The organism is Saprospiraceae bacterium (assembly GCA_016713025.1).
GTDB lineage: Bacteria > Bacteroidota > Bacteroidia > Chitinophagales > Saprospiraceae > OLB9.
In genome coordinates this window covers 486,322-505,263 of sequence record JADJPZ010000004.1, presented here as the reverse complement: position 1 = coordinate 505,263, position 18,942 = coordinate 486,322, and the positions used below count along the sequence as shown (strand labels likewise).

Genomic DNA, 18,942 nt, shown 5'->3' with positions numbered 1-18,942 from the left:
ACTTATTCTTATTGACTATATGCGGATTTGAAATGTGTTTACCAATTCGATTTCCTTAATCTATGGCGTGTTTATATATATTCAAGTGATTTTAAATCTGATTCTAACTTCTTCAAAGATTCATGATCATCTCTGAAATAGATCCACCATCCTACAGTACTGAGTATCGCTGCGATCATAACAGCGATCCACATGGCTGTATTATTTTCTATACCTCTGATTAAATCCACTAAAAAAACCGTGAAAAATGGAAAAAAGAGAAAATAGGCAAGTTTAACCGCCGAATATCTCATCTCTTTAAGATAAAATCCTTCCCACAAGTATCGGTCAAAATTGTTTTTATATTCAGAAAGTCGCAAAGTAGCGGTGGTGAGCCTCTTGCGGATGAATACAAAATATATCAGACAAAACATAACACATACCAAAGAAATAATGGCACCATACATTGAAAAATGGATGAGTGATATCAACGATAAACCAATCATCAGGATATTGAACATGATCATGTACTCCTTTTTATCAGTATCCTGCTTCATTTTCCTTATCAACTCCAGACGCTTGACTTCTCCTGGTGTAGGGCTTATTTGATTTCCAAATTGTTTTTCTGTTTCAGAAATGATATCCATTAATCGGGCAGTTTTTGCATCAAAGATCACAGGTTTGCTATCTTCAGACATGTTACTTCATTATATTAACACATGCAAAGATATTATATATATACTTATTATTATATATTTTACCAATAATATTATCTATAAATCAAAAATAAATATTACCTAAATATCTAAAATGAGTTCCGTAATGAAGATCAAAAGTCCAATAAAATAAGCATTTTTGACGACAAATCATAGCATCGCTATGGTGCATGACTGAACGGTGCGACTGCAAAATTGAGTGGGAGCTCAATTTAGTGAAGGAACCGTCAGCACACCTGACGGCATGGTCATCTTGTTTCATAGGTCAGAATGCAGTAATTTTGGTCTGCAATAGGAAATTCATTTTCGATTTTTAGGTATCATAAAAAGAGCATATTATTGATATCTGCTTCTTGCAGATATTTTATCTTTTAACTTTGTTAATATTATGCTCAAGTTTTCTACTGATGTCATTAGAGTATGTTTAAACTTTTATTATTTGGCTCCAAGTGGCAAACTTTATTTTAGTCAGCGTTATTGTTTTCACCGTACCGTGTCACGCTATGATTGAGCTTTCGGGACGTTTTTGTCCCGATCATGACATTTTTTTAAAAAATCGACTTGACCGACTATATTCAGTATTCGCTGCGGGCAGCTTCTCGCAGTTCCTTCACACTTCGACTTAGTTCAGTGCAGCGCTTTATTGAGTAAAGTATTTTACTCAATTCTCGTCACAGACGAGACCATTCAGTCATTTTGTCTAAAATTAAATTTTCTCACTTTCAACCAAACATAAAAATTTAAACTCTTAATCGCTGTATTCCAAACACTTGGCTGAATTTTATTAATTATATTTATGCCTTTTTCGAAATTATTTCAATATAAATCAAAGTGTCATTTTGACTGGCATATTTGTTAAAAATTATATTACCAAAATAGGTTATCGGCAACACTTATTTAGTCCGTCATAGTGTGAATTTTTCAAAGGTTTGTCCGTTAAACTTAAATGTACCGTTTTCATGTGTGCCAAGCCAGATATCTCCTTTGTTGTCTTTGTACAGGCAATAAACAGGAATATTTTTTCCATTAATTTGAATTGGAAAGTGTCTAATCTTTTCACCGTCATACTTCCAAACACCGTTTACATAAATCGCAATCCATAAGTTGTTACTGTTGTCTATAATGATTGATAGAAACTCGTTTAAATCACCGTCCTTTTTACCGTCTAGACAACCTATACTTTTTATACGATTGTAAAAGGTTGAATTGTTGGTGTCGTTTTTTGATGATGTCTTTTTGTGGTAAACGCTATACAGATATTCTGTGTTGAACCAAAAATATCCATTCTTATCTTCAGCAATCGAACGAACACCATTGGCTGGTCCTTCGTGAATCTCTGTTAGGTCTTGTTCTGAAATCCAGTCAAATGATTTTCCATTATATCGGCAAACACCCAAAGTTGCAGTGCCAAACCAAATGTTTTTCTTGCTGTCTTTGTAAATGCAATAAATGGCGTAAGGATTAGGATAATTTGGATGCTTTTGAATATAGTCTTCTCCAAGTTCTGATTTTGGAAACTTCAATCTGAAAAGATGATTACCGTCAAACCGATAAACATAGCCCGGATGATCCAAGCTTTTGAACCATAGGTCATCAGGATGTAAATCCCAATCATTCTCATTACTTATGGTTTCTGTCAATTTAGAAAATCCATTTCCACTATATATACATAAACCTTTGCTTGTATTGAAATAAACGTTCCCCAGCTTATCTTCTCTTATTTCTTCAACTCTGTTGTCTGGTAAACCGTCTTTAGATGTAAAATGAACTATTGACTTCCCATCATACTTATATAATCCGTCTTTCCAACTGCCAAACCAATAATTATTTTCTCTGTCCTGATGAATAACCATTATGTTGTTCCCTATTTCATTTTTAGTACCATCTGTTACAAGATGTTCATTTGGTTTTACTGAATTTACGTTCTGCGAATTGGTCTGCCCATTACACGATGTAAATACTGTGATGACGATTAAATAAAGTATGGTCATATTCATTGTGATTAATGTTAAGCTGAACAAATTTTTAGACGCCATAAATTTTAAAAAAACTTACTAAACCCATCGATATTAAATTTATAAACGCTATTTTCTGCCATAACAAAAAGCAAATTACCTTTTTTATCCTCATATATATCCCAGATATGTTGCGAATGCAGCTTTGGGTCAACTATAAAATTCTTAACTTCCTTTCCATCATATCTCCAAGCTCCTGTATCTCTATCTCCAAACCAAATATTCCCTTCTGAATCTTCTTTTATCGCAAAAACATGCATTAATGATCGTTCTGGTGATTTGACACCAAATATTTCTCCCTTTATCAAATCTTTTTTATCAGAGAAATGGGTTATAACATTTCCTTCTTTTAACATTACTCCAATTCCGTTATTTCCAATCCATAATCGACCTTTGGAATCTTCCAATATACTTCTTACGTGCATATAATTTGATTTTCCATCAAAATTCATTTTGCTATCGTTGATATATTGTATGGATTTCCCATCATAATGAGCAACACCGTTGTAGTATGCTATCCATAAGTCATTCATTTTACCTACAGAGAACCCTGTAATTCCAAAATCAACGGGATTACCGTTTAATGGGATTTCAATTGGATTTTTTGTGGTGTAACTAAACTCTTTGCCAATTTTGATAAGACCTTGACCATTATTTCCAGGAAACCATAAGTCTGTTTTGTTGGTTGTCCAAGGCTTCATCTCGGTTGGATTAAAGTTTGAATTAAATTTCTCACCGTCATAATTACACAAACCACTGCTTGTGCCGAACCAAATGGTTCCTGTTGCATCTTCTTTAATCGAAATTACCTGTTTGCCGCAAAATCCATTTTCGGTGGTATAATATGAAAATGTCTTTCCATCATATTTACATACGCCCTCTTGGTCGCTTCCAATCCAATAATTTCCTCTACTGTCTTGACAAATTGAACGCAAGCCTTTTGTGAACTTTAAAGGATCGGAGGTATTTTCAAGAGATGTTTCGTTTTGAATATTTTGTTCATTATATTTTTTGTCCTTATTACAAGAATAATTAAATGAAAGTAAAGCAATTAGATAAATTATTTTCATTTTATTAATCATATTTTTGTTATGCATCAGAGTCCGGTTTGGCCTTGTGGAATGCCGTCTTGATAGATCAGCATATTTATTCAAAACATGGGTTCAATGTATTTTCTTTTTTGTATTCATTTTAGATAATTTGATTGCGATTTTAGTTTTATGATTTGACGCAAATGTCTTTTCGTATGTCCATAATGTACCACCAGTAACCCATGAATACTCCTTATATTATAGGAATCACAGGATTGGTAAAGGTGCCATCCCCATTGTCGCTGCTTCTTTTTTGGGAAATTAAACTGATTGGAACTAGTAAGAAAAGTAGCAAAGATAGATAGTATTTTTGAAATTGAATGACAGCAAATACGTTCATTAACATTATTTAAAATTAGTGAGAATTAAATTAAAATGTCTTAACATGAGCTAAATCGTATTCAGTGATTAGTGATTGAGCTGATATGCCAAGATGCACATTAAAATTCCTAATCATTTCAAGGTTAACTTCCTTTTACCATTAAATATTTCACTAACTCTTCTTTTAGAACCTACAATTTTTGCTAAATCACTTTTCGTCACTCCCAATTGATCCATTCTAAACAGAATAGCATCAATAGGATTGGGAAGCTCAATGATAAACGTCTTTTGTTCATATTCTTGAATGAGTAAAGTTAATGAGCTCTCATGATTTTCGTTGACAACAATGTTATAACTTATAACTTCATGTGGAAAACGTAAAGTTAAGAAATAAATAATAATACTGTACCTTTGTTTTGACGATTATGTGAAGAATAAATTTATGATATCATGTAAAAGATGATTTTTAATTATATTTTTGTATGCAGTAATTATTAAAAATATGAATCTGAAATTATTTATTCTTTGTACTATATCTATTGCAACCTGCAGTTTATTCGGTCAAAATCTTGACTATCCCATACGTCCTGTCAGTTTTAACCATGTGAAAATTGATGACAAATTCTGGCTGCCAAAGATAAATATCAATGCTGATGTATCCATACCACACACCTTGAGCAAATGTGAATCGGAAGACAGGATGGCTAATTTTAAAAGGGCAGCTGGTGTCATAAAGGATAATAAATCATCAACATATCCTTTTGATGATTCTGATTTGTATAAGGTAATTGAAGGGGCATCATACAGCCTGCAATCTAAACCAAATCCTTTATTGGAAAAGTATCTGGACACCCTCATAGCCCTGATTGGGTCAGCTCAGGAACCTGATGGTTATTTGTTTACTTTCAGAACCATGCCACTGAAGGAACCTCATCCCTGGCTGGGCAAAAGCAGATGGGAGTTGGATGAAGACTTAAGTCATGAACTTTATAATGTCGGACATCTCTATGAAGCTGCATCTGCTCATTTTTTAGCAACGGGCAAAAGAAATTTATTAAATATTGCACTAAAGAATGCGGATTTACATGTGAAAGAATTCGGTTATGGAAAAACTGAAAAATTCCCCGGACATCAGATTATTGAAACAGGCCTTGTAAAATTGTACAGGATTACAGGGAAAAAGGAATATTTAGATCTTGCAAAATTTTTCCTGGACCTCAGAGGACAGGAAGGCCATTTAAACCAGGAATATAGCCAGTCTCACAAAAAAGTGACCGAACAAACTACCGCAGTCGGCCATGCTGTACGTGCTACTTATATGTATAGCGGTATGGCTGATATTGCGGCATTGACTGGAGATAAGGATTATAAAAATGCACTCAATCACATCTGGGAAGATGTTGTACAAAAAAAACTATATATCACTGGCGGCATAGGGGCCACAGGCAATGGTGAAGCATTTGGGGAGGATTATTTTCTTCCAAACATGTCGGCATACGCTGAAACCTGTGCTGCAATCGCCAACGTTTATTGGAACATGCGAATGTTTGCCATGACAGGTGAATCAAAATATATTGATATCCTCGAAAGAACCCTGTACAATGGACTGGTGTCCGGTGTATCGCTCAGTGGTGATCATTTCTTTTATCCTAACCCACTGGCATCGATAGGCCAGCATCAAAGAAGTGATTGGCATAATTGTGCTTGCTGCGTCTCAAATATGACCCGATTTCTGCCTTCAGTGCCAGGCTACATTTATGCTCAGGATGAAAAAGGTATTTTCGTAAATCTTTTTGCCAGTTCATCCGCTAACATTTCTTATGCAAAAAATAAAATTAACATACAGCAAATCACCGAATATCCATGGGATGGGAAGATAATGATAAAAATAAACCCGGTTAAAAAAGAAAAATTTGACTTGAAAATCAGGATACCCGGATGGGCAAATGGCCAACCTACATCCGGTGACCTATACTTTTATAAAAATCCTGAGAAAGCTAATATTGTCATCTTAACTAATGGAAAGGTAACACCTGTAAAAATTGAAAATGGATATGCAGTAATCAACAAACTCTGGAAAAAAGGTGATGTCGTCACATTTGAACTACCAATGGAAGTAAAAAAAGTGGTGTCTAATAATCAGGTAGCCGCCAATCAGAAGAAAATTGCTCTGGAATTGGGACCAATAGTGTATTGTATAGAAAGTCCAGATAATGAATCATCCATCAGTAATTTGCTTGTTTCTGAAGATGTAGAAGTCAATAAAAGATTTGATGCCGGATTATTGGGTGGTGTTAATGTATTACATTTAAAAGGCAAATATCTGTTTCAAAACGCTGACAGTACAGTTGCAAAAAGTCAAGAACAACCTTTAAAGGCAATACCATACTATACATGGGCAAACCGAGGTCCTTCTGAAATGCTGGTATGGATACCTCATGATGTTTCTGTTGCTAAACCAAAATCACCTCTTAACATTTCAAAATATGCAAAAGTGTCATCATCTATAAATAATGCACGAATGCTCAAAGCCATAAATGATCATTATATTCCACAGGATTCAAGTGACCGTGAAGCTTCATATCTCCATTGGTGGCCCAAAAAAAATACTACTGAGTGGGTGGAATACCACTTTGATGAAAAGAAAAAAGTAACAGAATCATCAGTTTACTGGTTTGATGATGGTCCGTGGGGAGGTTGCAGAACTCCCGTTTCATGGAGGATTTTATATAAATCCGGTTCTGACTGGTATCCTGCCCAAACCACAGAAAGTTATAAAGTTATTAAAAATCAACTTAATAAGGTGACTTTTACTCCTGTGGAAACCACTGCAATCAGAATGGAAGTAGTACTGCCCGAACAGTTTTCAGCAGGAATTTATGAATGGATAATAAATTAAGAGTTATGAAAAAGAAGGTTTTCATTTTAACAGTTTTTATATTTTCAGCGTTACATTGTTTGGCTAAATCATTTGTACCTGAAAGATCCAATCCTAAAATCAAGGTTTTGCCTGTTGCTCCTTTAAAAGCATATTCATTTCCATTATCACAGGTTCGATTGTTACCGGGTAGCAGATTTTATCAGGCGATGACAAATGATGCAGGATACTTACTTTCATTACAGCCTGACAGATTGTTACACAGATTTTACAAAAATGCCGGATTAAATCCAAAGGATTCAGTTTATGGAGGATGGGAGAGCGCAGGTGTATCCGGGCATACTTTGGGACACTACTTATCTGCTTGTGCATTGATGTATAGTGCGACAGCAAAACAGGAGTATAAAAAAAGGATTGACTACATTGTAGATGAATTAATCATCTGTCAAAATGCCCGAAAGACAGGATACGTTGGAGCCATTCCTAATGAAGATGACATCTTTGGAAAAGTTGCAAAGGGTGAAATTAAGACCAGCGGATTTGATCTCAATGGCGGATGGAGCCCATGGTACACTGTACATAAAGTTATGACCGGACTGATGGATGCTTACCTGCATTGTGATAATACTAAAGCTCTAAAATCATTGGAAAGAATGGCTCATTGGACAGGCAATGTTTTAAAAGATCTGAATAGAGATCAAATACAGGAAATGCTCAAGTGTGAATGGGGAGGCATGAATGATATACTTGCTCAATTGTATGCTGTTACAAATAATCCATATTATCTTGAGTTGTCCTATAAATTTTTTGATGATTTTGTAATGAAACCACTTGCTGAATCTATTGATCCTTTACCTGGAAAACATTCAAATACCAATGTTCCAAAAGCTATTGGAAGTGCTACTCAATACATCTTTACCGGCAATAAAAAAGACAGTATAATTGCCGCTTTTTTTTGGAATACAATGGTGAAAAACCATACTTATGTCATAGGTGGCAACAGCAATTATGAATATTGTGGGGAAGCAGGCAAACTAAATGATCGTTTGAGTGACAACACCGCAGAAACCTGCAACACATACAATATGCTAAAACTCACCAGGCAGCTTTTAGCTTTGAACCCATCTTCTGAATTTGGAGACTATTATGAACGCGCATTGTACAATCATATCTTGTCATCACAGCATCCGGGTACGGCAATGATGACGTATTTTATGCCATTGAGAATGGGAGCAAAAAAAATGTTTAGCGATTCTACCGAAACATTTACTTGTTGTGTGGGCACTGGCATTGAAAACCATACCAAATATGGTGAGGGCATATATATGGAAGGAAGTAACGGAAGCCTTTATGTCAATCTGTTTATACCTTCCGAACTCAATTGGAAAAATCGAAATGTTACGGTATCTCAGGTGACTACATTTCCTGAATCAGGTGTTACCACTTTAAGTTTTAAGTTAAAGAAAAAACAAAACTTCGATCTGAAACTCAGGATTCCTTCATGGTCAAATGGAAATATAAGATATTACATTAATTCCAAACAGGTAAACCCGGATTACATTCAGCAGGGATATGCTGTATTCAGCAGAGGATGGAAACATAAGGACAACATCAGGATAGAGATGGAGATGACATTGCATACGGAAGCTATGCCAGATAATAAAGACCGAATCAGCATTCTTTATGGGCCAATTGTTTTAGCCGGCCAATTGGGTGATTCTATGCCTGACCCTCTTATTGGCATACCAGTTTTATTAACAGATCAAAGGCTTCCGGTAAAAGATTGGGTGACTAAAACCACTTCAGGACTTAACTTCAAGACTTATGGCGTAGGCAAACCTTTTGATGTAGAATTAAGACCTTTTTATGACACATACCAGGGGCATTACAATGTCTATTGGGACTATTTTACACAAGATCTATGGGAAAAACAAAAGGAAGAGTATCTGAAACTCAAAAAAGAAGAAAAAGAAATTTCAGAAAAAACAGTCGATTATTTCAGGGTAGGTGAAATGCAACCGGAACGTGATCATAAATTATTTGCCACCGAGCGGTCTTATGTCAGTGAAGCCATGGGAGTTAAAGGCAGAGAAGCAAGAGTCAACCATTATTTTTCATTTGAAATGATGACAGACCCTTCAAAACCCAATTCTCTATTATTGAGTTATATCGGTGATGATAAAGACAGAAAATTTGATATTGAAGTCAACAATGAAGTCATATCTACTGAACAATTAAAAGGAGGGGCAACGGGCAAATTCTACCATAAAAGTTACTCTATACCCATACATTTGACCCAAGGGAACGAAAAAATCACCATCAAGATTAATGCAGTGCACGGTACTACTGCAGGAAGAGTATTTGGGGCAAGAACATTGAGGGAAAGTAAATAAATGTATAAATGGGATAAAGAAGTTTGTTTTTGTTTTGTTTCTATATGGTTTTGGCGCCCACCATTGATCCAAGATATCAGCTTCTGTCCAAGCTGCCCAAACAAGATCAAGATCAGCTGCAAATTCTCTATGGATGTTGATCGTTTTATTTTCCTTATTGACGATAAAGTCAAACTGCAAGAGACTATTCATTGATTTTTATTTTTAAAAAGTATCAACATACGATTTGAAATTATTTAGGATCGCTTGCCATCCTGCTTGTTGCATTTCAATTGGATGTTCTGTTTCAGGATCGAATGATACCGTGACTTTGGTTTGATCATCTGCTTCCTTAAAACTCACATTACAAAAACGATCTCCAAATGTATATGAAAAAGAATTTCCCATATCAATGGTGGTGTAAATCGCTTCGAAGTCAAATCCAAAACTCCCATCTTTGGCTTCCATTCTTGCTAGATATTTTCCACCAATAGTCATGTCATTTTCAGCTTTCGGACAGTGCCAGGAAGGATCTGCAAAATTCCAATGGACGATATGTACCGGATTGGTATAACAATCCCAAACTTTGATTTTGTCAGCATTTACTATGGCTGAAACCGTGATTTTATCACTCATATTAATGTTTTATTTAATTTGTTTTAATTAAAAATTCTGGTAATGCATGATTTATAAAGTGATCCCAACCTCCTTCGAAATTGTGTAATGCAAAGTCAAGATTGTTGTAAGGAAATGTCGATAATCCGCTATGGGAAAAATTAAGTCTTGTCTTTCCGTCCTCATCTATAAGTTCGAAAGTCACATAAGATATGCCTTCATAACCTTCATATTTCCAGCTGTAGGTGAGCTTTTTTTCGAATTCTACTTCAGTTATCACACATATATGATTGTATTGGATACCACCTTCATGTCCACCTGTAAACTCAAATGAAAACCCGATTTCAGGTTTGAATTCAATAAGGTCAAAATACCATTGCTTCATCAATTCCTTTTCAGTAATGGCCTTCCATACGAGACTTATATCTGCATCTAATAACCTGGAAATTTCAATTTCTGGTTTCATTTCTTTTCGGATTTAAGGTTTGCTAATAATTGATCTAACTGGTCGAATTTCGACTCCCAAATCTTTTTAAACTGGCTTATCCAATGGTCTATTTCTTTCATTTTGTCGATATCTAAGTGATAATATATCTCTCTACCTTGTTGTTCTTGTCTTAATAATTCGCATTCTGTTAGAATTTTTAAGTGTTTGGAGACAGCTTGTCTGCTACTATCAAAATGTTCTGCCAATGCATTTGGCGTCATTGATCCCATAGCTAGTAATACGACAATCGCTCTGCGGGTAGGGTCTGCAATGGCTTGAAATATATCTCTTCTTGCTTCCATAAAATACTATGTGCTGCTATTTGGTTGCAAATATATGTGCTACTATTTGATTGCGTAAATTTATTTTAACATTTTTTCAAAATATTATTCTTGACAACTTGTCAAGAATGTCTTATCTTTGTTAAAAAATTTGAAATATGGTACAGACCATGCACATTGGAGATTTTAAAGCCAGATTTTCTGAAGTTGTGGAACTTCTTAAAAAAGGTGTTACAGTCAAAGTTGTAAAAGGTAAGGCTGGGGAATTAGTTGGTTATTTTGGTAAAGAAATGTTGCCTGAGAAAAAAGAAGGGAGAATATTAGGTACGCTCAGTCATTTGGGAATTGATATAAAAAAGGAAGACCTTCAATGGTCGGATGAAGAATTAGAAGAAATGGGCTTATGAACTATTTGATTGATAGCCATATAGGAATCTGGATGGTAACACAACCTGGTATGATCAGGACAAGTATCAAGGATATACTATTAAATCAAGAAAATGAAATTTTCATTAGTACAGTTAGTTTTTGGGAGTTTAGTCTCAAATATAGTTTGGGGAAACTTAGTCTTAATGGTGCAACACCAGAAACATTTAAGCGTGAATTAGAGATGGCTTGTAAAGTATCTATTCTTGACTTAAATCTTTCAGACACGGTTTCTTTTCACAATTTAAGATCATTCCACCACAAAGATCCGTTTGATCGTATGCTGATCTGGCAAGCGATCCAAAACAACATGACTTTTATCACTGATGATGAGCAAATTCATAAATATAAAGATTGTGGGTTGAAGGTAGTTTGGTGAATATTTTTATTAACCTTCATTTAGGAAATAAGATAGATTTGCAGTGTAATTCCAATAAAAAAGGGTTTATTTCATTTTTTCGCTTCACATTAAAAATCACCATTTTATTATTTCGCGATTCAGGCAAGATCCCTGTCTATATTGCATCGTAGCTGGAAGCTACGACGAACAAACGAAACTTGTTAAGAAATCGAGCAAAGGGCGAAAAAATGAAATGCACCCATAAAAAAGATAAAATAAAGATAATATCACAATGCATGCATGATGACTGTCACAGTGTATGTAACACATTGCACTTTTTTGTAAAAAGATAATTACTGTTATGCTAGCCACGAAATGAAATTAGTTTTCGCCATTTCCCTCCACATACCCCCGGCCCCTAAAGGGGAGATCAGCCCGCTGAACATAGGAGTTACTGGGTGAGGCGTCCTTTATGGGAATGTGATTGCATGCCTACTTAGGCAGGGGTAGCGAGGTGATTAAGTAATTGTAGAATGTGTTACACACACACTGTCACATTTAATGATTATTCTGTCGGTACTAAATGATGACTCGTATCAGCCTTCGATTCCTTCCTTCAACTTCTTCAAAGCAAAGGGGTAATTTTCGTCAAACCATGTTTCATGGTCTTCTGTCACATCAACCTCTACGGTGATTTTGGTCCCATTTCCATCGGCTTCAAAAGTGTAATTTTCCTGGCCACCTGCCCAACTTTCCACTTGTGGACCTTCGATAATTTCCACGTCATCTTCGAAAAGTCCATAGTGCTCGATCGACACATATTCATTTGGTATATGCTCAGCAATCCTCGACACCATACCGCTTTTTTTTCCATTCTCTGCTACACCTACAAATTTGATTTTGCTACCTTTCTCCCACGACCCGTCATATCTCGAGGTAGGATTGAAGACTGCTGTCCATTGCTTGTAAGTACTGATGTCCGAAAGTCCTAACATTAAATCGGAACATTTTTCTTTTGGTGCATTTACGCTCACTTGATATACTTTTCTGATCATTTTTTATTGATTTTATGTGAATTGAATTACGAAATTAATTGAATTTTTGGATTTTTGTCGGATGATAGTGAAAAATTATTATGGTTTTCATATATACTTAGCAGAAAATGATTTGCAAAATTTTAAATCACAATTATTTGAAAAATAATATCTTGTGATTTAAATTTTTCGCACAATATTTTCTGTTTACGATAAGGTTGTCGGAAAATGATAGGTAACAAACACTTTAAAAAACATATTGTACGATGAATAAGTATATATTGGCAGTAGTCATGATAGTTTTTATTTTTAAAATAATATTTGATTTAAGGCAATGTAACAATAGGAAGGATGACAACCTATATTACGGGGCGAATGCAAATGAAATACGAGCAAAATTCAATATTCCTGGTATCAATGATAAAATGATACCAAAAAGCTTATACAATGGACATCGCTGGGATTCCCCTGACAATTTTCCAAATGATCAGGAAGTGCTGCACCTGTGGAAGATCGTCACTTTACCAAAATATTTTGGGAGTATATATGAAGAAAAGGATGCTTTCAGGAAAAAGTATAATGATTCACTGTACTATCAGCTGAATATTTTTACCCGAATTTCCTGTGACACCATTGTAAAGTCTCAAGGAAGTTTGTTTTTTGTTGATAAAGAAGAGTATCAAAGAGCCGAACTTAATAAAAATCTGGTGGATAGTGTAGCCCAAAGCTGGGGATTGAATTTTACATTAAAGTAAGATTGGGTTTTTTAATACCCTAATCGCAAAATAAATCAGTCACTTCCAGAAGCTTGAATAGAAATTGCTGTTCCTTTGCTTACAACCCTGTCAATCGCTGAATCTCTTCTTCCAGAATCCTGATCCTTTCCTGACCATCAGCCAGCTTGGCTCTTTCCTTGTCCACCACATCTTTTGGAGCGCCACTTACAAATCGTTCATTTTCAAGCTTTTTCTGTACTGACGCTACAAATCCAAGCTGGTATTCGAGTTCTTTTTTCTTTTCTTCTATTTGGGACTGTATATCTATCTCTTGTTTTAAGGAAACAATGCATTTTTCAGTACCTGTTATGAAACTGATCCCGGTTATACTATCATCTTCTGTAAGCGCTAAATGGTTTAAGCTGGCAGATTTTATGCAGATGTCTGCCCAACCGGCAGTATTTATCAGGTTTTTTGACCTGTCACTGCTGATGATATACACATCGAGAAGGTCTTTGGCTTTGATGCCTTGTTTGTTTCTGATGTCTCTGATGGAGGTGATGATGTCTTTTGCCTGTTCGACTTTATCTATGAGTTGCTGGTTAAAGTTTCCGGATACCGGATATGCTGATACCATACAGTCGTCACCTTCTTTCCGATCGGAGAGTTTGTGCCACACTTCTTCTGTGATGAAGGGCATAAACGGATGCATGATCGCACATATTTTGGTGAAAATCTGAATGGTATTGTTTTTGGTTTCCTGTGCGATTTTTCCTTCATATGGTGGTTTGACCATTTCCAGATACCAGGAACAAAAGTCATTCCAAACAAAGTTGTAAATGCTCATGAGCGCTTCAGAAAGCCTGTATTCGTTGAAGTTTTTGTCCACATCGGCGAGCATGGCATTCATCTTATGTTGCATCCATTCATGAGCCAGCATGTCAGATGCCGACGCTTTGATATTTTCATCAGCCTGCCATCCATCCACAAGTCTCAGAGCATTCCATATCTTGTTGCAGAAATTCCGTCCTTGTTCGCAAAGTTTTTCGTCAAATAGTAAATCCCCTCCAGCAGGTGAGCAAAGCATCATCCCAAATCTAACACCATCGGCGCCAAAATCTTCTATCAGCTGAAGTGCATCAGGACTGTTGCCCAGGGATTTGGACATTTTGCGGCGAAGTTTATCTCTCACCATTCCTGTGAAATACACATGTTTGAATGGTCTTTTATTTTCCCATTCGTAGCCTGCCATGATCATGCGTGCTACCCACAGGAAAATGATATCCCACCCGGTCACGAGGACAGAAGTTGGATAGTAATAGTCTAATGTCTTTCTATCATTAAATCCATCAAAAACTGTAATCGGCCACAACCATGATGAAAACCAGGTGTCGAGCACGTCTTCATCCTGTTTTAAATCTTCGATGTTGATCTCCGGAAATTTGTTTTTGGCTATAGCCCATGCTGATTCAACAGTTTCTGCCACGAATGTCTCTCCTCCATAATAATATGCAGGAATTCTGTGTCCCCACCAAAGTTGCCTGGAGATACACCAATCCCTGATATTTTCCATCCAGTGGCGGTAGATATTTTTCTGATTTTTTGGAAAAAACTCTACTTCGTCTTTCATTACTGCGTCAAGTGCAGGACCTGCGAGGGCTTTCATATCCACATACCATTGCAATGAAAGCCGTGGTTCTACCACACAGCTGGTACGCTCCGACCTTCCTACATTGTTTTGGTAATCTTCTATTTTTGCGATATGACCGGCTGCTTCCAGGTCTTTTACAAATTTTTTCCTCACCACAAATCTGTCTTCTCCGATGTATACTGTAGCCTCAGGACTCATTGTCCCGTCATCATTAAACACATCCACTACTTCCAGATCGTGTCTTTTGCCAATCTCATAGTCATTGACGTCGTGTGCCGGTGTGACTTTCAGTGCTCCGGTACCAAATTCCATATCCACATAGCTATCCCTGATGATAGGTATCACGCGGCCAATGATGGGTACTATGGCATATTTTCCTTCCAGATGTGCGTATCTGGGGTCGTCAGGATGTACAGCAATGGCGGTATCGCCCATGATGGTTTCAGGCCTTGTGGTAGCTATAGTAAGAAAATCATTGGTCCCTTCTATCTGATATTTTACATGAAATAATCTAGATTGTTCCAGTCCATAGATGACTTCTTCGTTGGAGAGTACGGTTTTGGCTTCGGGATCCCAGTTGACCATCCTCTTGCCGCGGTAGAGTTTTCCATTATTGTAGAGATCCACAAATACCTTTAACACACCTTGAGACCTGACTTCATCCATGGTGAATGCCGTACGGTCCCAATCACAGGATGCCCCCAGTTTTTGTAACTGCTCGAGGATGATGCCTCCATATTTTTCTTTCCATTCCCAGGCATATTTCAGGAATTCTTCTCTGGTAAGATCACCTTTTTTGATACCCTGATCACGTAGCATTTTTACAACTTTGGCTTCAGTAGCAATAGAAGCGTGATCTGTACCTGGTACCCAACACGCATTTTTACCATCCATGCGTGCTTTTCGAATCAAAATATCCTGAATAGTATTGTTGAGCATGTGTCCCATATGCAGTACACCGGTGACATTGGGTGGCGGAATCACAATGCTGTATGCCTCACGATGATCAGGTTCTGAATGAAAGTATTTTTTATCCATCCAGTGGGCGTACCATGAGTTTTCTACTTCTGACGGATTATATCTTGATGAAATCACGATTTTTAAATTGGTATTTTTAAGATGACGAATTGGAGACTTAGAAGGACAGAATCAGGATTTTTTAATTTTGGTATCAGTACTTCAAAGTATAGACATCGGTATTTCCGGATTTTTTTTCAACAACGATGACAAAGTTATCATATTCGTTTTCTTCAAATACTTTGTTGAATATTTGTCTGCCGGCAAGAGAGTTGGTGATCGACGGTATGGTATTGGAATGGCCTACGATAAATATTCTGTTGAAGTCGGTTGATTTTTTTACATCATCAAGCAATATCTTCAGTTCTTTGTTTTCATAAGGTTTGATGCTCATGGCTTTAATATCAGCAAATGAATCAACCGTAAACATGGTCCTCAGTGTAAGGGTAGAATAAATTGCATCAACTCTGGTACCTCTGAGAATTTCTGCTATCCTTGTTCCTCTTTTTATACCTTCAGGGGTCAATGGTGGTTCATCTTTGATAGATGTATCTTTTTCAGCATGACGTACGAGGTAGTAAATTTTTGAAATACTATCTTCAGGCAATACCAATTGCTGCCCGTCTGAAGTGATGATGGTGGCGGATTGAATTTCTTTCAGTGTTTTACCGTTGATATCGATGACTGTAGCTTCCTGCTTGCACCCCCAAAAAGCAGTCGACAAAGCCAGGACAAAAACAAAACTTAAATTTTTTAATTGCATATTAATCTGCTATTTATTTTCTTTATCTGCTATGATTTCTGAATATTCTTTCTCTTTTACTTTAATATCATCCATTGGTGGTGCCTGCAGTGCTTTAGGTTCTCCAAAAATGTCTACATTGATCTGATTTTTGAGAATGTCTTCCATCGACTCTCGCTCGCGGATGAGATAGTCCTTACCTTCGTGGATCAGCACTTCAGCAGGTCGGTATCTTGAATTGTAGTTGGATGACATGGTAAAACAATAAGCACCTGCATTGTAGAACGCCAGGATGTCACCTTCATTGATTTCTGTCATTTTCCTGTTGACACCAAATGTATCTGTTTCGCATATGTATCCCACGACATTGTACACTCTGGTTCTGCCTTCTGTTTTGGAGATATTGACGATCTTGTGATATGAGTCATACAGCATAGGACGTATCAGGTGATTCAGCCCGGAATCCACTCCTGCAAATACAGTGGATGTCGTTTGTTTTACTACATTTACCCTGACTAAAAATATGCCCGATTCACTGACCAGAAACTTGCCCGGCTCAAACATCAATGTAAGGTTTCTGCCATATTCATAACAAAATTGTTTGAATCTATTACCGATTTTTTCTCCAAGTTCTTCGATATCGGTCTCAATATCTTCTTCTTTGTACGGCACTTTAAATCCACTGCCAAAATCCACATATTGAAGGTCTTTGAAATCTTTTGCTACGCTGAGAAGTATCTCTGCACCCTGAAGGAAAACATCAATATCCATGATGTCGCTTCCTGTATGCATATGAATACCTTCGACGATCATGTTGTGAGTCTTGACGATGCGGTGGATATGCGGTGTCTGATGGAAAGAAATACCAAATTTTGAATCAATATGTCCTACACTGATCTTGCTGTTACCACCTGCCATGATGTGTGGATTGATACGGATACATACCGGGTAGTCGGGGTACAAACTACCGAATTGTTCCAATATGGACAAGTTGTCGACATTGATCTTGACACCCATTTCGACTGCTTGCGAGAGCTCTTCAATCGATACACAGTTGGGCGTATAGATGATGTCTTCAGGTCTGAATCCTGCCATTAGCCCTACTCTCACTTCCTGAATGGAAACTGTATCAAGACCTGCTCCTATAGATTTAAAAAACTTCAGGACGGATATATTATTCAGTGCTTTGCAAGCATAATTGATTTTTAACTTTTTGAGATCAAAAGCATTTACAAGTCTGTCATACTGCCTTTTCATAGTGGCTGTTTCGTAAATATACAGCGGGCAATCGTATTTTTTTGCCAGTTCCAAAGGATCCAATCCTCCATCAAGCACGTATCTGTTGTTTTCGATATACATTATTGATTCTTATTTAAGGGTGCAAAGATAAGCAGTTTTCCAAAGAAAGGAAGGGAATTCTACTGTCTGTGTCTCCTTTTTTGTTAATGTAGTGATAATGCTATTGAATCAATTCCGCGTCTTCCAGCATGTAGATCAGAAAATCAAAGTTATCTCTATTCAACTTAAAAGTACCTTTGAATCTGATTTTGGTATCAACTTTGAGTTTGGGCAATTTTTGTGAAGTGATAATATCTACAATGGATTCTACACCGGCTTGACCACAAAAAAAGCACTGGGCAAAAGGATAGGCGGACAAAATGACGATCTTTTCATCGCCGGTTTCATCTACAGGTATGTAAAATCCTTCAACAATGACTTTTTTACCATTCAGCACCTTGAGTGTATCATTAAATATAGGCAGTGATACTTCCATTCCCAAGGAGTCGCTATATTTTTTTTCAAATTTTACATTGAGCATATAATTCCAGGGTACGATGTAGGCGTCGCCCTCTTTTTTGAAGTTTTCAAGGTAAATAGCAGTACTATCCAAGACTTCATCAAGCTTGTCAGATGTAACTGGTCCCTGATCGGTTTTAGCATTTTGAGACTTACAACCCGAATATAACAGAATGATAGCCATGATGCCTGAGAAAACAATCCACTTTTTCCAATTGCTACTCTTCCTGTAAAATGACATTATACTTTCAATTTGTGCCTTTGGCAGTGATGTAAAAATAGATTTTAGGTGCAAAGATACACCAAACACTTAAGGGTGACTAATAATTGCTTCGGGTTCTGTAGTCTCTTACATTATAATTCTGCATTCACTTCGGCTCCACTCCGATGTGCTCAACCACCGTCTTCGAAATTTTCCCTTTTCCGTTCTCTAATTTCCAAGGTCCACGATCCATTCTCCTTTT

16 protein-coding genes are annotated in these 18,942 nt (G+C 36.7%); 5 read left to right on the top strand and 11 right to left on the bottom strand.

Going from position 1 to position 18,942, the window contains the following annotated elements; all coding sequences use genetic code 11:
* Positions 1-71: 71 nt before the first annotated feature.
* From IPK35_08545 to IPK35_08535, 3 genes are all read right to left on the bottom strand, one after another.
* Complete coding sequence (locus IPK35_08545; protein ID MBK8053303.1) at positions 72-677, bottom strand: hypothetical protein; 606 nt, start codon at positions 675-677, stop codon at positions 72-74.
* Positions 678-1,600: 923 nt separating this feature from the next.
* A complete protein-coding gene (locus IPK35_08540) occupies positions 1,601-2,686 on the bottom strand; it encodes a hypothetical protein (GenBank protein MBK8053302.1) in 1,086 nt (361 codons plus the stop codon).
* Positions 2,687-2,736: 50 nt separating this feature from the next.
* Positions 2,737-3,807 (bottom strand): diguanylate cyclase, encoded by a 1,071-nt coding sequence (locus IPK35_08535; protein ID MBK8053301.1) that lies wholly within the window; start codon positions 3,805-3,807, stop codon positions 2,737-2,739.
* Between the two features lie 817 nt (positions 3,808-4,624).
* Here IPK35_08535 and IPK35_08530 point away from each other — a divergent pair.
* Both IPK35_08530 and IPK35_08525 read left to right on the top strand, forming a co-directional pair.
* Entirely contained in the window at positions 4,625-7,021 is a 2,397-nt protein-coding gene (locus IPK35_08530) for a glycoside hydrolase family 127 protein (protein MBK8053300.1), read from the top strand.
* 5 nt (positions 7,022-7,026) lie between these two features.
* Positions 7,027-9,393 (top strand): glycoside hydrolase family 127 protein, encoded by a 2,367-nt coding sequence (locus IPK35_08525; GenBank protein ID MBK8053299.1) that lies wholly within the window; start codon positions 7,027-7,029, stop codon positions 9,391-9,393.
* Between the two features lie 204 nt (positions 9,394-9,597).
* Here the strand turns inward: IPK35_08525 and IPK35_08520 are convergent, their stop codons facing one another.
* From IPK35_08520 to IPK35_08510, 3 genes are read right to left on the bottom strand one after another with little or no spacing between them, the layout of a single operon-like run.
* The gene (locus IPK35_08520) at positions 9,598-10,008 is read right to left on the bottom strand and encodes an SRPBCC domain-containing protein (protein ID MBK8053298.1); all 411 of its coding nucleotides are present in this window, start codon (positions 10,006-10,008) and stop codon (positions 9,598-9,600) included.
* 13 nt (positions 10,009-10,021) lie between these two features.
* A complete protein-coding gene (locus tag IPK35_08515; GenBank protein ID MBK8053297.1) occupies positions 10,022-10,453 on the bottom strand; it encodes an SRPBCC domain-containing protein in 432 nt (143 codons plus the stop codon).
* Positions 10,450-10,776: a winged helix-turn-helix transcriptional regulator gene (locus IPK35_08510; protein MBK8053296.1), complete on the bottom strand. Its 327-nt coding sequence runs from the start codon at positions 10,774-10,776 to the stop codon at positions 10,450-10,452. The genes IPK35_08515 and IPK35_08510 overlap by 4 nt, the downstream gene beginning before the upstream one ends.
* 137 nt (positions 10,777-10,913) lie before the next feature.
* Here IPK35_08510 and IPK35_08505 point away from each other — a divergent pair, with 137 nt between their 5' ends.
* On the top strand, positions 10,914-11,162 hold the full coding sequence (locus tag IPK35_08505) for a hypothetical protein (protein ID MBK8053295.1): 249 nt from the start codon (positions 10,914-10,916) through the stop codon (positions 11,160-11,162).
* On the top strand, positions 11,159-11,560 hold the full coding sequence (locus IPK35_08500; protein ID MBK8053294.1) for a type II toxin-antitoxin system VapC family toxin: 402 nt from the start codon (positions 11,159-11,161) through the stop codon (positions 11,558-11,560). Before IPK35_08505 ends, IPK35_08500 begins: the two co-directional genes overlap by 4 nt.
* A 557-nt stretch (positions 11,561-12,117) precedes the next feature.
* On the opposite strand, the gene IPK35_08495 is transcribed toward IPK35_08500, so the two are convergent.
* Positions 12,118-12,576 (bottom strand): SRPBCC domain-containing protein, encoded by a 459-nt coding sequence (locus IPK35_08495; GenBank protein ID MBK8053293.1) that lies wholly within the window; start codon positions 12,574-12,576, stop codon positions 12,118-12,120.
* Positions 12,577-12,821: 245 nt separating this feature from the next.
* On the opposite strand from IPK35_08495, the gene IPK35_08490 reads away from it, so the two are divergent.
* A complete protein-coding gene (locus IPK35_08490) occupies positions 12,822-13,310 on the top strand; it encodes a hypothetical protein (GenBank protein ID MBK8053292.1) in 489 nt (162 codons plus the stop codon).
* A 79-nt stretch (positions 13,311-13,389) separates the two neighbouring features.
* On the opposite strand, the gene IPK35_08485 is transcribed toward IPK35_08490, so the two are convergent.
* The 4 genes from IPK35_08485 to IPK35_08470 all read right to left on the bottom strand — a co-directional run bounded on the left by IPK35_08485 (position 13,390) and on the right by IPK35_08470 (position 18,719).
* Positions 13,390-16,020 (bottom strand): valine--tRNA ligase, encoded by a 2,631-nt coding sequence (locus IPK35_08485; GenBank protein ID MBK8053291.1) that lies wholly within the window; start codon positions 16,018-16,020, stop codon positions 13,390-13,392.
* Between the two features lie 73 nt (positions 16,021-16,093).
* Entirely contained in the window at positions 16,094-16,702 is a 609-nt protein-coding gene (locus IPK35_08480; GenBank protein MBK8053290.1) for a histidine phosphatase family protein, read from the bottom strand.
* A 9-nt stretch (positions 16,703-16,711) separates the two neighbouring features.
* The gene (gene lysA, locus IPK35_08475; GenBank protein ID MBK8053289.1) at positions 16,712-18,040 is read right to left on the bottom strand and encodes a diaminopimelate decarboxylase; all 1,329 of its coding nucleotides are present in this window, start codon (positions 18,038-18,040) and stop codon (positions 16,712-16,714) included.
* A 100-nt stretch (positions 18,041-18,140) separates the two neighbouring features.
* On the bottom strand, positions 18,141-18,719 hold the full coding sequence (locus IPK35_08470; protein ID MBK8053288.1) for a hypothetical protein: 579 nt from the start codon (positions 18,717-18,719) through the stop codon (positions 18,141-18,143).
* Between the last annotated feature and the right edge of the window lie 223 nt (positions 18,720-18,942).